Below are 13,502 nucleotides of genomic sequence, written 5' to 3' on the forward strand. Positions count from 1 at the left end.
TAATGCCACTCCGCATCCCACCCGGATGGTGCACAGTATTCAACAAGTTCATGGAACTTCCAGAGATGGATGACTTGTCAGCCGAGGATAAGGATGCGTACCTCTCGGAAGATATTCTCGCGATGCGCTCCGTCGAGTTCCTCGAAAACCACTGGGGAACAACACCCGAATCTATCGTTCTGGATCTCGGCTGGTACGCACCACCCGGGCGCACCGGAGTTTACCGATTGTCCGTCCTCCACGGTAACTGGGACAATGTCGCATTCACCATCGAAGATGCAAATCAGTACACAATTCGTGATGCGATCGACAAGATTCTCCTAGACCTTTCAAGCGGCATCCCGCCGCAAGAAATTTCATGGGGCGCACACGATGGATGAAGATTTCGATTCTCGAAATGTGTCAATCCGTAGCAGTTCCTAGTCGTCTAACCGGAGGGGAAACATGACCCGCTACGCCGACATCCCCAAACCCATCCGTTCCGGAATTGTCGTGGTCGATCCTGAGCTTGGGATTCCGCAGCGGATCATTGTGTTGCAGTTCAATCCGGACACGTTGGAGCGGCAGGTGGCGCCGCAGGCTGCGGGCGGTGAGGCCGACAGCGGGGGCGGCGGAGGCGGGAGTGGAGGGGACCGTAACGAAGCCCTCAGGCTCAAGGGCCCCGCGCAGGAGACGTGGAAGTTCACTGCGGAGATCGATGCCACGGATCAGTTGGACGTGGCGGCGCCGGAGGGGATTCATCCGGAGTTGGCGGTGTTGGAGATGTTGGTGCAGCCGACGACCGCGCAGTTGTTGGCGGCGTCGAAGTTGACCAAGAAGGGGACGATCGAGATCAGTCCCATCGAGACGCCGTTGACGTTGTTCACGTGGGGCAGCAAGCGCGTGATGCCGGTGCGGTTGACGGAGTTGTCGGTCAACGAGTCGGCGTTCGATGTGAATCTCAATCCGATTCGGGCGTCGCTGAGCATCGGGTTGAAGGTGTTGACGGTGAGCGATCTGCCGGCCGGGCACCCCGGGGCGGCGTTGTACCTCGCGCATCTGGCGCAGAAGGAGCAGTTGGCACGGCGGGCGCGGGGCGGGACGTTCGCGCAGTTGGGGTTGGGGAGGGGGATCTGAGGCGTGGGCATCGAGCCGTATGAGAGTGCGTTGGACGATGTGCCGGGGGCGCATCCGTATCCGCGGAGCAGTCGGTACGCGGGGGTCGAGATCGGCGTGCACGTGCGGGCCGACGGGAGCGAAGTGCGGTATGCGAAGCGGCGGTTGTTGCCGTCGCTCGCGGAGGCGGCCGACGATGCCGTGCCGCATGTGGTGGGCAGTGGGGAGCGGGTCGATCAGCTCGGGCAGCGGTATTTCGGGGATCCGGGGCAGTGGTGGCGGATCGCGGATGCCAATCCGGTGCTGGAGCCGCGGGAGTTGACTGCGGAGGCGGGGGTGGAGATCGCCGTGCCGTTGCCCGGTGGGTTCAGTGGTGGGCTGGGTGGGCCGGGGGTGCGGCATGGCTGACGGGGACGAGCCGATCGGGCGGGGTCCCCTGCACGTGTCGCTGTACATGGGGCCGAAGTTGGCGCGGCTGGTCCCTCAGGAGGTGGTGGAAGCACTGCTCTCCGCGCAGATCACCAGTACGGCGGGCGAGCGCAGCGGCTTCCAGTTGGCGTTCGACCTGACGAAGAAGGGCGCGATCGTCCAGCGGTTGCTGCCGGAGGGGTTCTTCGATCCGAAGACGCGGGTGATCGTCACCGTGACGGTCAAGGGGACGCCGGTGGTGCTGCTGGACGGGGTGATCGTGCGGCAGGAGGTGGGGAGCAGCAACCACCCCGGCCAGAGCACTCTGACGGTGACGGGCGAGGACCTGACGCTGTTGATGGATCTGGAGGAGCGGACCGACCGCTATCCGAATCTGGCGCCCTCGCAGCGCGTCGAGCGGATCCTGTCCCAGTACGCCGATTACGGGATCGACGCGCGGATCATCCGGGAGCAGATTCCGCAGCCGCCGCGGGAGCAGGTGCGGGTCGACTACCAGACGGGCACGGACCTGAGCTACGTCAACGACCTGGCGCGGGCAAACGGGTACACGTTCTACCTGGAGCCGGGGCCGGTGCCGGGGCGGTCGACGGCGTTCTGGGGTCCGGAGCAGCGCCTCGGGCAGCGGCAGCACGCCCTGAACGTGAACATGGACGCCAATTCGACCGTGGACCAGTTGACGTTCGCGTACGACGGGACCGCGCGGGAGGAGCCGCAGGCCCGGGTCCAGGATCCCGTGACGCGGCGGGCGCCGTTGTTGGCGCAGCCGGACATCAGCCCGTTGCGGCCGCCGTTGGGGCTGCGGGGGTCGCCGGCGCTCAAGCGGAAGACGTTGAGCGGGACGGCGAAGATGGACGAGGGCCTGGCCAAGGCGGAGGCGTTGGGGCGGGCCGCGACCAGTGCCGACGCGATCTCGGGGTCGGGGTCGTTGGACGTCACCCGGCACGGATACCTGCTGCGTCCCCGTGAGTTGGTGGGCGTGCGCGGTGCCGGGGTCACCTATGACGGCGACTACTACGTGAAGTCCGTGACGCACAACCTGCGGATCGGCTCGTACCTGCAGAACTTCACGCTGTCGCGGGAGGGGCTGATCGCCCGCAGCGGCACCGTGCGGCCCTAGCCGCACCGGCACCCGATCACCCGCACCAGCACCATCACCCGATGCCCGTACGTGGGGACCGTAAGGAGAGAAGCCGCACATGGCTGCTGCACCGAACAACCGCTTCCTCGGCAAGTTCCGGGGCCGGGTGGCGGCGAACGACGATCCGATGGGAGTGGGCCGGTTGCGCGTCCAGGTCCCGGACGTGCTGGGCGACGAGGTGTCGACCTGGGCCCTGCCGTGCTTCCCGTTCAGCGGCGAGCAGGCGGGGCAGGTGGTGGTGCCGTCGGTCGGGGCCGGCGTGTGGGTGGAGTTCGAGCAGGGGGACCCCAGCTTCCCGGTGTGGGTGGGGTGTTGGTACGGGCGGCGGGAGGAGCTGCCGGAGGACGCCCAGCGGGATCCGGCGATCGCGCATCCGGTGGTGATCCAGACGCCGGGCAAGCACAAGATCGTGCTGTCCGACGTGCCGACCGAGGGCATCCTCCTCCAGGCCCCGGGCGGGGCGTACGTGCGGATCGACGCCACGGGGGTCCACCTCAACAACGGGCTCGGGGCGTCCGTCTCCCTCACCGGGGAGCAAGTCGACCTGAACGACGGTCGGTTGACCGTGCAGAAGAAGCGCTGACGAGAGCGGGGGAGGCAGGGCAGATGGCGAGCGGGAATCTCGTGCACGGTGGCATGACCATCGGCTGTCCGCACGGCGGGCGGGTGGTGCCGGCCGCGGCCGGCGGTGGGGCGGGCGTGCTGATCGACGGCGCGCCGGTGGCGACGGCCGCGGACCTGTTCGTGGTGAGCGGGTGCGCGCACGTCGTGGCGGGCCGCCCGCAGCCGTGCACCAGTGTGCGGTGGACGCCGGACGGCGGGGGCGGCGGCGTGTGCGTCGACGGGGTGCCGGTGCTGCTGGACACCACCGCGGCGCTGTGCTTCAGCGCCGCGGTGGTGCCGCAGGGGCCGCCGGTGGTGACGTCCGCCGGCGGGGGTCGGCCGGGCGGCTCCGAGGGGGTGACGAGCCGATGAGGGCGCAACCGGGGCGGACCGGGCACGTGTCGCGCACGGACCTCGCCTTTCCGTACCGCGTGGACCGGCGCGGGCGGACCGCGCACGCCCGGTACGACGCGCACGTGCGGGACCTGGTCGAGCAGTTGCTGTTCACCAGTCCCGGCGAGCGGGTGATGCGGCCCGACTTCGGCTGCGGGCTGCTGGACCTGGTCTTCACGCCGAACAGCCCGGAGTTGGCCTCCGCCATCGAGCTCTCCGTGCAGGCGGCGTTGCAGCGCTGGCTGGGCGAGTTGATCGAGGTGGAGTCGCTGGACGTGACGAGCGAGGAGAACGTGGTGCGGGTGTCGCTGCAGTACGTGGTGCGCGCCACCGCCAGCCGCCGCGACGAGGTGTTCGAGGGGCGGGGGGCGGAATGACGGTCGGCGGCACGTTCGGGACCGGACGGCGGGAGCGGATCCGGCAGGCGCGGCGCAACGGCGTGGACGCGGTGGAGGTCGGCGAGGACGGGCGGACGCTGACCGTCACCTTCCTGGGGAAGGCGCCGCACGGGCTGCGTCCGGAGAACGTCCGGATCGACGGCGGGCGGCGGATCACCGGCATCGAGGCGCTGGAGACCACGGTCGAGCGGGAGGAGGACCCCGAGCTGGACGACCGGCTGGTGGTGCTGCTGGACCGGGCCGGTGACTTCTCGTCCTACCGGTTGTCGGTGGTGGAGACCGACCCCTACGGGCGGCCGGGCACCGAGCCGTTCCCCGGGTTCGACCAGCGGTACTTCTCGGCGGAGTTCTCGTTCCGGCCGAACTGCCCGACGCCGTTCGACTGCGTGGACGACGACGGTGCCGGAGCGGGCGACGGGGGGCGGCTGCCGGACGCCTTCCGCGCCGCCGCGCCCGTCATCGACTACACGGCCCGGGACTACGACACCCTGCGGCAGGTCGTCCTGGACCGGCTGCGGCTGACGACGCCCCAGTGGGTGGAGCGCAATCCGGCGGACCTCGGCACGACGCTGGTCGAGTTGCTCGCCCACACCGCCGACCAGATCAGCTACCAGCAGGACGCGGTGGCCACCGAGGCGTACCTGGACACCGCGCGGCGCCGGGTGTCGGTCCGGCGCCACGTGCGGCTGATCGACTACCCGATGCACGACGGCTGCACGGCCCGGGCGTTCGTGACGGTCCAGGTGGTGGCGCCGCTGACGCTGCTGCCGGGGACCTTCCGGTTCGCCGCCGTCGACTACCGCTCGTACGGTCCGCGGGAACGGCCGGAGCTCGGGTCGGTGATCGACGACCGGGAGCTGGCGGTGCTGGCCGAGCGCGGGTCGCTGGAGGTGTTCGAGCCGGTGGTGCGCCGGGCGCCGCTGGAACTGCTCCCCCAGCACCACGCGATCCGGCTGTGGACGTGGGGCGGGGAGGTCTGCGGGCTGCCGGCGGGGGCCACCGCCGCCACCCTCACCGACGCCTGGGCCGACGAGGAGTGCGGACGGCGGGAGTTGGCGCTGGCCCCCGGTGACCTGCTGCTCCTCGAAGAGGTCAAGGGGCCGCGGACCGGGACGCCCGGCGATCAGGACCCCACGCACCGGCAGGTGGTGCGGCTGGCGTCCGTCACCCCGGCCGTCGACGAGCTCGTCGGGCAACCGGTCCTGGAGGTCACCTGGGCCGACGAGGACGCGCTGGCGTTCCCGTTGCGGCTGACGACGCGGGGCGGGCGCCACTGCGCACCCGTGGCGGACGTGAGCGTGGCGCGCGGCAACGTGGTGCTGGTGGACCACGGGCAGACCCTGGACGGGGACGGCGACGGCGACGGCGACGGGGACGGGGGCGGCAACGGCGACGGGGACGGGGACGGGGCGGGGGGTGACGGGCACGTGCCGGAGACCGTCACCGTGCCGCCCGTGCCCGCCGTGCTGGCGTCCTGCGACCCGCCGGCGTTCGGCTGCTGGGACGGCGGACACGGCGGCAACGAGGTCGCGCAGCTCCTCGACGACCTGATCGATCGGGCCCAGGGCGGCCGGGAGCTGTCCCCCGACGACGTCCGGCGGCTGTGCACCGCGGTCGGCGCGGAGGCCGCCGAGCGGGCCGGCATCGGGCTGGAGTCCGCCGGGCTGCGCGCCGAAAGGGTGCTGCCGGGGACCGCGTACGCGCAGGCCGCGGCGTTGCGGACGCTGCTCGCGCAGTCGGTGTACCCGGGGATCGTGCCGCGCTTCCGGCCGGTGGTGGGCCGCGCGCCGGTCGTCCAGGCGGTGCCGTTCCCGCAGCCGCGGCACGTCGCGGCCGGGCAGGCGGAGCGGCTCGCGGCGATCCCGGGGCGGGCGCGGGAGCGACTGGTGGAGCTGTGGCGCAGCGCCCGGGACCGGGACGGGCTGAGTGAGGCGGAGACCGCCGAACTGACCGTGCTGTTCGGACTCGACGTGCTGGAACGGCTGGAGCTGGCCCGGCATCCGGTGCGGGCGCTGCGGGAGCTGCTGCACCGCAGCCCGCGCCTGCTGGACGGCAAGCTGCGCCGGCTGGCGGTGCTCACGGCGCGTGCCCGGGCCGGGACGGTGCTGGACGGGCGGACGGCGTGGGAGGTCGCGCAGACCTGGGGGCCGGCGTACGCGACCGGGCTGCACCCGGACGAGCCGGTGCTGCACGGCCCGGCCGCCGCCGTCCTCCAGGACCCCCGCGAGGCCCTGCCGGCGCTCCGCCTCCGGGAGCTCACCGGCGCCGACGGCGGCCCCGACGGCGCCGGCGCGGAGTCCGGCGCCCTTTGGCGCCCGCGCCGTGACCTGTTGGGCAGCGGCGCCCGCGACCGGCACGTCGTGGGGGAGCTGGAGGACGACGGGCGGCTGGCGCTGCGGTTCGGCGACGGGCACCACGGGGCCCGGCCGACGCCGGGCAGCCGGCTCGCCGTCCACTACCGGATCGGCGGCGGCACGGCCGGGAACGTCGGTGCCGAGGCGATCGGCCACCTGGTGCTGCGACGCGACCCGCAGGAGTCGGAGGCCGGGGCGCCGCTGCCGGTGGCCGGGGTCCGCAACCCGCTGCCAGCGGTGGGCGGGGTGGAGCCCGAACCGCTGGAGCAGGTACGGCAGTTGGCGCCGTTGGACCTGCGGCGGAGTCGGCTGCGGGCGGTCACCGCGGAGGACTACGCGGCGCTGGCCGGCGGGCTGCCGGGCGTGCAGCGGGCGGCGGCGGAGATCCGTTGGACCGGCAGCGTCCAGGAGGCGCACGTCGCCGTCGACGCGTACGGCACCGAGGATCCGTCGCCGGCCCTGCTGGACGCGGTCGGCCACGCGCTGGAGGTCTACCGCCGGATCGGGCACGACCTGGTGGTGCGGCCGGCGCGCCGGGTGCCGCTGGACGTGGCGCTGGAGGTCTGCGCCGAGCCCGGTCACCAACACGGGCAGATCCTGGCCGAGTTGTACCGGGTGCTGGGCGACCGGGCGCTGTCCGGCGGCCGGCTGGGCTTCTTCCACCCGGACGCGCTGACGTTCGGGGAGCCGGTCCGGCTGAGCCGGCTGGTGGCCCTGGCCGCGGCGGTGCCGGGCGTCCGCAGTGTGGCGGTGACCCGGTTGCAGCGGATGTTCCACGCGGACCGGGGGGAACGACAGGCGGGGGTGCTGCGGCTGGGGCCGCTGGAGATCGCCCGCTGCGACAACGACCCGGACCGGCCCGAGAACGGCCGGCTGGTCATCGAGCTCGGGGGTGGGCGATGACGGAGCACCAGACGACGGGCTGCGGCTGCGGCTGCACGGGGACGGAGGCGGCGGGCGGCGGGCACGACGAGCGCCGCGCCGACCCCGCGCCCTACAACCCGCCGGGCCGCCGCGCCCTCGACTACCGGGTCGGCGACCACGGTTCGTTCCTGGCGGCGATGCTGGACCGGCTGGCCTCACCGGCCTACCCGGCGCTGCGCGGGCTGACCGTCCGCACCCCCGACGACCCGTCCGTCGGGCTGCTGGACGCCTGGGCGGTCCTCGGCGACCTGCTGACGTTCCACGGCGAGCGGATCGCCGACGAGGGGTACCTGCGAACCGCCAACGAGCACCGTTCGCTGGCGCTGCTGGGCCGGCTGGTGGGGCACCAGCCGCGGCCGGGGGTCGCCGCCGACACCCACCTCGCCTACACCCTGGACCGCGACCCGCGCGCCGGCGACCTGCCGGTGGTCATCCCGCGCGGGGCGCGCAGCCACAGCGTGCCGGCCGGCTCGGACGAGGAGTCGCAGACCTTCGAGACCGACGAGGACCTGACCGCGCGGTCGGCGTGGAACGAACTCGCGGTGCGGCACCGCCGGCCGGCGCTGCTGACCGCGGACGCCCTGCGGACCCGCCCGGAACTGCTGGTCGCGGGCACGTCCACCGGGGTGGCCGTCGGCGACCGGCTGCTGTTCGACTTCGGTGCGCAGCGGGTGCTGCTGCCGGTGGCGTCGGTGCGGCCGGACCGCACCCGGGACGTCACCGCGCTGGGGCTGCCCAAGGCGGCACCGGCGTCGCTGCCGGAGCTGGTCACCGAACTGCGGGCGTGGATCACCGAACCCCCCGCGTCGGTGGACCCGGACGATCCGGACTACCCGCCGCCGGCCACCCCGCAGGCTCCCAACCCCCGCCCGGTCAGCCGGTTCGTCGCCGACTTCGACGCGCAGGTGCTGGCGCCGCTGCGCAAGGACCTGGACGGCATCGCCGACCCGGCCGCGTTCACCGCGCGGCTGGCCGGCCCGCACGAGCGGCTGGCGGAGGCGCAGGCGGTGGCGGCCGGCTATCCGGAGGTCGTCGCGTGGTTCGAGGAGCTCCAGGCGGTCGTCGGTGAACTGGCGCGACGGGCCGACCAGCTGGGCGGGGAGCCGCCCGAAGAACCGGCACCGGGAGAGCCGGCGCCCGCCGCGCCGCCGGCCGCCGCCGAGGACCCGGCGGCCACCGGCCAGGGCACCGCGGTGCCCACCGCCCTCTCGGCCCTCGCCGCCGTGCTGCCGGCGCTGCGCACCCGGGTGGTCCGCCCGCCGACCGCCGACCGGGACGCGGCCGGCGACCCGCAGCGGGCGTTCGGTGCCGGTGCGGACCTGGGCGCGCGGCTGCTGGCCGCCCTGGACCCGCGGGTCGGCGACGGCCTCTACCCGGCGTGGCGGCGGGCGGCCGCCCCGGCCGGCGGCGACGGCTCCGCCGTTCCCGCCCAGCCGGTGCTGCGCGCCGTCCTCACCATGCGGGTCACCGCCACCCCGTTCGGTGCGACGGCGCCGCTGAAGTCGGTGCAGGACGACCGGGGGCGGGTCATCCGGACCGCGGACTGGCCGCTGACGGGGGCCGCGCTGACCACGGTGCGGGTGGTGTTCGACACCGCGGGGAAGGCCCCGGTGCGGGCGGAGTTCCAGCACGCCGAGACCGGCAGCACGGACCAGCGGGCGGAGAACCTGCCCGCCGACACCGCCTTCGCGCTCGGCCCCGGCCGGGTCGAACTGCACACCCGCACCGGCCAGGACCACGACCTGAGCTGGCTGGGTCGCCGCCCGGTGGACTCGCAGGAGCCGGGGGTCACCGCCCGGCTCCTGGCCGGACTGCCGGAGCGGACGGTGTTCGTCTCGCGTCCGGCGGAGGACGGCCGGGTCCACGTCTCGGTCGACGACGGCACCGCGCAGTCCTGGCAGTTGGCGCCCGGCGAGCACCGGCAGGTCACGCAGGACGGCTACGAGGTGCGGGTGCGGGTGGCGGCCGGCGGCGAACCGCCGGGCGTGGAGATCGGGATCGCGACGGTCCCGAAGCCGGCCGACCGGCGGGTGCTGGCGCTGGACGCGGTGTACGACGGGATCACGGTGGGCAGTTGGGTCGCCGTCGAGCGGCCCCGCAAGGGCGCGGACGGCCCGGACGGCATCCCCGGCGACAAGAAGCTGGCGTTCGTCACCACCCGGGTCACCGCGGTCCGCACCGCGGTGCACACCCAGTACGGCATCACCGGCCGGGGCACCGTCCTCACCCTCGCCGACCCGTGGCTGGACGAGCACGACGTCACCCTGGACGCGATCCGGGACACCACCGTGCACGCCGCCGGCCAGGACCTGGTGCAGGCGGACGACCCGGTCGGCGAGGACGTGCACGGCGACCGGCTGGAACTCGCCGCGCTGTACGACGGGTTGCGGCCGGGCCGCTACCTGGTCGTCTCCGGCGAACGCACCGACATCCCCGGGGTGGAGGGGGTGCGGGGCACCGAACTGGCCGTCATCGCGGGCGTGGAGCAGACGTTGGACCCGGCGCTGCCCGGCGACCGGGTGCACACCACACTGACCCTGACCCGCGCACTGACGCACCGCTACCGGCGGGACGCGGTGCGGGTGCAGGGCAACGTCGTCCCGGCGTCGCACGGCGAGAGCCGCGACGAGGCGATCGGCAGCGGCGACGCGGCGCGCGCCAACCAGACGTTCGCGCTCTGGCAGTCGCCGCTGACCTGGCTGCCGTCCGACAACCCCCTGGGGGCCGTGGCGCAGTTGGAGGTCCGGGTGGACGGGCTGCGCTGGCACCCGGTGGACAGCCTGGCCGGCCGCGGCCCCGACGAGCGGGTCTACGTCACCGGTTCGAGCGGCGCCGGCGGCGGCCGCACGACGGTGACCTTCGGCGACGGGGTGCACGGCGCCCGGCTGCCGACCGGTCACGACAACGTGCGGGCCCGCTACCGCTTCGGGACCGGCCGGGCCGCCAACGTCGCGGCGGACCGGATCACCCAGGCCGTCACCCGCCCGCTCGGCGTCACCGGCGTCACCAACCCGCAGCCGGCCACCGGCGGCGCCGACGCGGACGGCCCGGCACTGACCCGGCGCACCGTCCCGCTGGCGGTCTCCGCGCTGGACCGGCTGGTGTCCCTGGCCGACTACGAGGACTTCGCGCGCTCCCGGGCGGGCATCGGCCGGGCCGCGGCCCGCGAGGTGTTCGACGGGCGGCGGCAGGTGCTGCACGTGACGGTCGCCGGCGTCGACGACATCCCCCTCGCACCGGACGCGGAGGTGCTGCGGGCGCTGCGGGCGTCGCTGGCGGAGTACGGGGACGGCCGGCTGCCGGTGCGGGTGGACGTCCGGGAGCCGGTGCTGCTGCTGTGCGCGGCGAAGGTGAAGGTCGCCCCGGACCACGCCTGGTCGCTGGTGGAGCCGCGGGTCCGGCAGGCGCTGCTGGCCCGCCTCGGCTACGACGGGCGGGAACTGGGCCAGCCGGCCCGGTTGTCGGAGGTGCTGGCCGCCGCGCAGGCGGTGCCCGGCGTGGACTACGTGGACGTGGACGCCTTCACCGGCGTCCCGGCCTCCGTCACCACCACCGAACTCGCCGATCTCACAAAGGAGTTGACCGACTACCCGCGCACGTCGGTGCCGGCCCGGCTCGCCCGTTTCGACGAGCGGATCCACGAGGTCACCACGCACGGCGGCGAGACCCTGACCGCCGTCGCCGCCCGGTACGGCATCCCGCTGGCCGAACTCCTGCGCCTCAACCCCGACCTCACCGACACCCGGCCGCTGCCCGAGGGCCGCGCGGTCTGCGTCTTCCGCGGCATCCGGCCGGCCCAGCTCGCGCTGTTCTCGCCGCGGGTCGCGGACACGCTGATCCTGACCGAGGAGATCCGATGACCACCAACAGGGAGCCGGACGGGCTCGCGGAGCTGCTCCCGCACTGGCACCGGCTGCGGGACGCCGAGGACCCCGCGCGCGGCGAGCCCCTGCGGGCACTGCTGGCGGTGATCGCCGAGCAGGTGGACCGGGTCCGGGACGGCGTCGCCCAGCAGTACGACGACTGGTTCGTGGAGACCGCCGACGCATGGGTCCTGCCCTACCTGGGCGACCTGGTGGGCTACCGGCCGCTGCCGGGGTACGAGCGGGTGCTCGCCACCGGCCTGCGCGACGGCGGACTGCCGGACTCCTCGCGGCGGCGGCTGGCCGAGGCGCTGGCGCCGCGCCGCGACGTGGCCGCCACCGTCGCCAACCGGCGGCGCAAGGGCACCCTGGCGCTGCTGGAGGAGCTGTCCGAGGGCGTGGCGGGCTGGCCGGCGCGGGCGGTGGAGCTCTCCCGGCTGGTCGCGCACCACCAGCCGGTGCGGCTCTACGGGGCGGCCACCGAGGCCGCCGACGCGGTGCGGCGCGGGCGCGGCCGGCTGGTGGACGTCCGGGACGGCGCGGCGCTGGACCTGGCCGGCGGGCCGTTCGGCACCCTCGCCCGCTCGGTCGACGTGCGCCGGGCCGCCTCCCGCCGCGCGCAGGGCGGCTGCGCGCCGGCCGGGGTGGGCCTGTTCGTCTGGCGACTCAAGCCGTACTCCGTGACCCGGGCGCCGGCGTACTGCGTCGACCGGGCCCGCAACCTCTACACCTTCTCCATCCTGGGCAACGACACCCCGCTGCTGACCCGCCCGGAGCCGGAGCCGTCGGCGACCCACCTCGCCACGGTCGACAACGTCCCCGCGCTGATCACCCGCCGGCAGCTGCACGACCGCCTCGCGGACTACTACGGGCCGGGCAAGAGCTTCGTGATCCGCACGGACGGCGCGGACCGTCCGGTCCCGCTCGCCGACGTCGTCGTCGCCGACCTGGGCGAGTGGCGCTACCGGCCCAGGCGCGGGCAGGTCGCCGTCGACCCGGAGCGGGGACGGATCGCGTTCGGCGCCCGGTCCGCGCCGCGGCAGGGCGTGTGGGTGGACTACCACTACGGCTTCGGGGACGACCTGGGCGGCGGCGAGTACGTCCGCGAACGCAGCGAACCGGGCCGCCCCCCGGCCGACGGCGGGGCGCGGGACACCCCACCGGACGCCGCCGTCTACCGGGTCGGCCCCGACGGCCCGTACCGGCGGATCATGGACGCCTACACGGCCTGGCGGCACGACCGGCGGGCCGGCCGGTGCGGGCCCGACGGCGTCATCGAGATCGTCCACAGCGGCGCCTACCAGGAGCAGTTGGACTTCGACCTGGAGCCGGGCGACCGGCTCCAACTGCGCGCCGCCGAGGGCACCCGTCCGGTCATCCGGCTGCTGGACTGGTACAGCAACCGGCCGGACGCCCTCAACGTCCGGGCCGTGGAGGCGGAGTGCGCACCGGGCGAGCGGCCGCGCATGGTGCTGGACGGGCTGCTGGTCGCCGGCCGCGGCCTCAACGTCAGCGGCCCGCTCGGCTCCCTGGTGCTGCGGCACTGCACCCTCGTACCGGGCTGGTCGCTGGAGCCGGAGTGCCATCCGGCCTCCCCCGAGGAACCCAGCCTGGTCCTGGACCGCACCACGGCCTGCGTGGAGATCGACCGGACGATCCTCGGCACCATCGAGGTGATCGGCGACGAGGTCGGCACCGACCCGCTGGCGATCCACCTGCGCGACAGCATCCTGGACGCCACCGGCCCCGACCGCGCCGCCCTGTCGGCGCCCGACTGCCGCCACGCGCACGCGGAGCTGTCCGTGCACCGCACCACCGTCCTCGGCGAGGTGCACGTGCACGCGGTGCGGCTCGCCGAGAACAGCCTCTTCACCGGGCGGGTGCGGGTGGCCCGGCGCGGGGTGGGCTGCGTGCGGTTCAGCTACCTGCCGCCCGGGTCGCGGACCCCGCGCCGGTACCGCTGCCAACCGGACCTGGTGGGCCCCGCCGACGCCGCCCGGGTGCGGCCCCTGCTGCGCGGCGAGCGCTACGGGACGCCGTGGTACGGGCAGTTGGCGGCGGGCTGCGCCGCGGAGCTGGTCCGCGGCGCGGAGGACGGCGCGGAACTGGGCGCGTACCACGACCGCTACCTGCCGCAGCGCACCGACAGCCTGCGGGCCCGGCTCGCGGAGTACACCCCGGCGGGCACCGACGCGGGGATCGTGTGCGTGACGTGAGCCGCCGACCAGCCAGCCCGCCGTCCGGCCGCCCGCCCGGGGCGCGCCCGTCGCGCACCACCACCGCCCACCACCGACCGCCCGAGCTT

General features: G+C 74.4%; 10 protein-coding genes. All 10 read left to right on the forward strand.

Going from position 1 to position 13,502, the window contains the following annotated elements; translation table 11 throughout:
- Positions 1–50 precede the first annotated feature (50 nt).
- The 10 genes from ACJ6WD_RS05010 to ACJ6WD_RS05055 all read left to right on the forward strand — a co-directional run bounded on the left by ACJ6WD_RS05010 (position 51) and on the right by ACJ6WD_RS05055 (position 13,413).
- Positions 51–380, forward strand: a complete 330-nt coding sequence (locus ACJ6WD_RS05010; RefSeq protein ID WP_331247774.1) for a hypothetical protein — start codon at positions 51–53, stop codon at positions 378–380.
- Between the two features lie 64 nt (positions 381–444).
- Positions 445–1,116 (forward strand): hypothetical protein, encoded by a 672-nt coding sequence (locus ACJ6WD_RS05015; RefSeq protein WP_233660788.1) that lies wholly within the window; start codon positions 445–447, stop codon positions 1,114–1,116.
- Positions 1,117–1,119: 3 nt separating this feature from the next.
- Positions 1,120–1,503 carry a hypothetical protein gene (locus ACJ6WD_RS05020; RefSeq protein WP_331247775.1) on the forward strand — a complete coding sequence of 128 codons (384 nt, stop codon included), beginning with the start codon at positions 1,120–1,122 and terminating at the stop codon, positions 1,501–1,503.
- On the forward strand, positions 1,496–2,641 hold the full coding sequence (locus tag ACJ6WD_RS05025) for a hypothetical protein (protein WP_020963798.1): 1,146 nt from the start codon (positions 1,496–1,498) through the stop codon (positions 2,639–2,641). Before ACJ6WD_RS05020 ends, ACJ6WD_RS05025 begins: the two co-directional genes overlap by 8 nt.
- Positions 2,642–2,720: 79 nt before the next feature.
- A complete protein-coding gene (locus ACJ6WD_RS05030; protein ID WP_016575214.1) occupies positions 2,721–3,245 on the forward strand; it encodes a phage baseplate assembly protein V in 525 nt (174 codons plus the stop codon).
- Between the two features lie 23 nt (positions 3,246–3,268).
- Entirely contained in the window at positions 3,269–3,637 is a 369-nt protein-coding gene (locus ACJ6WD_RS05035; RefSeq protein ID WP_037637294.1) for a hypothetical protein, read from the forward strand.
- Complete coding sequence (locus ACJ6WD_RS05040) at positions 3,634–4,035, forward strand: GPW/gp25 family protein (RefSeq protein ID WP_233660791.1); 402 nt, start codon at positions 3,634–3,636, stop codon at positions 4,033–4,035. The genes ACJ6WD_RS05035 and ACJ6WD_RS05040 overlap by 4 nt, the downstream gene beginning before the upstream one ends.
- A complete protein-coding gene (locus ACJ6WD_RS05045) occupies positions 4,032–7,313 on the forward strand; it encodes a putative baseplate assembly protein (protein ID WP_407615187.1) in 3,282 nt (1,093 codons plus the stop codon). The genes ACJ6WD_RS05040 and ACJ6WD_RS05045 overlap by 4 nt, the downstream gene beginning before the upstream one ends.
- A complete protein-coding gene (locus ACJ6WD_RS05050; protein WP_407615188.1) occupies positions 7,310–11,194 on the forward strand; it encodes a putative baseplate assembly protein in 3,885 nt (1,294 codons plus the stop codon). Before ACJ6WD_RS05045 ends, ACJ6WD_RS05050 begins: the two co-directional genes overlap by 4 nt.
- Entirely contained in the window at positions 11,191–13,413 is a 2,223-nt protein-coding gene (locus ACJ6WD_RS05055; protein WP_407615189.1) for a hypothetical protein, read from the forward strand. The genes ACJ6WD_RS05050 and ACJ6WD_RS05055 overlap by 4 nt, the downstream gene beginning before the upstream one ends.
- Positions 13,414–13,502 lie beyond the last annotated feature (89 nt).

The organism is Streptomyces sp. VTCC 41912 (assembly GCF_045799175.1).
In the GTDB taxonomy this organism is placed as follows: Bacteria; Actinomycetota; Actinomycetes; order Streptomycetales; family Streptomycetaceae; genus Streptomyces; species Streptomyces albulus_C.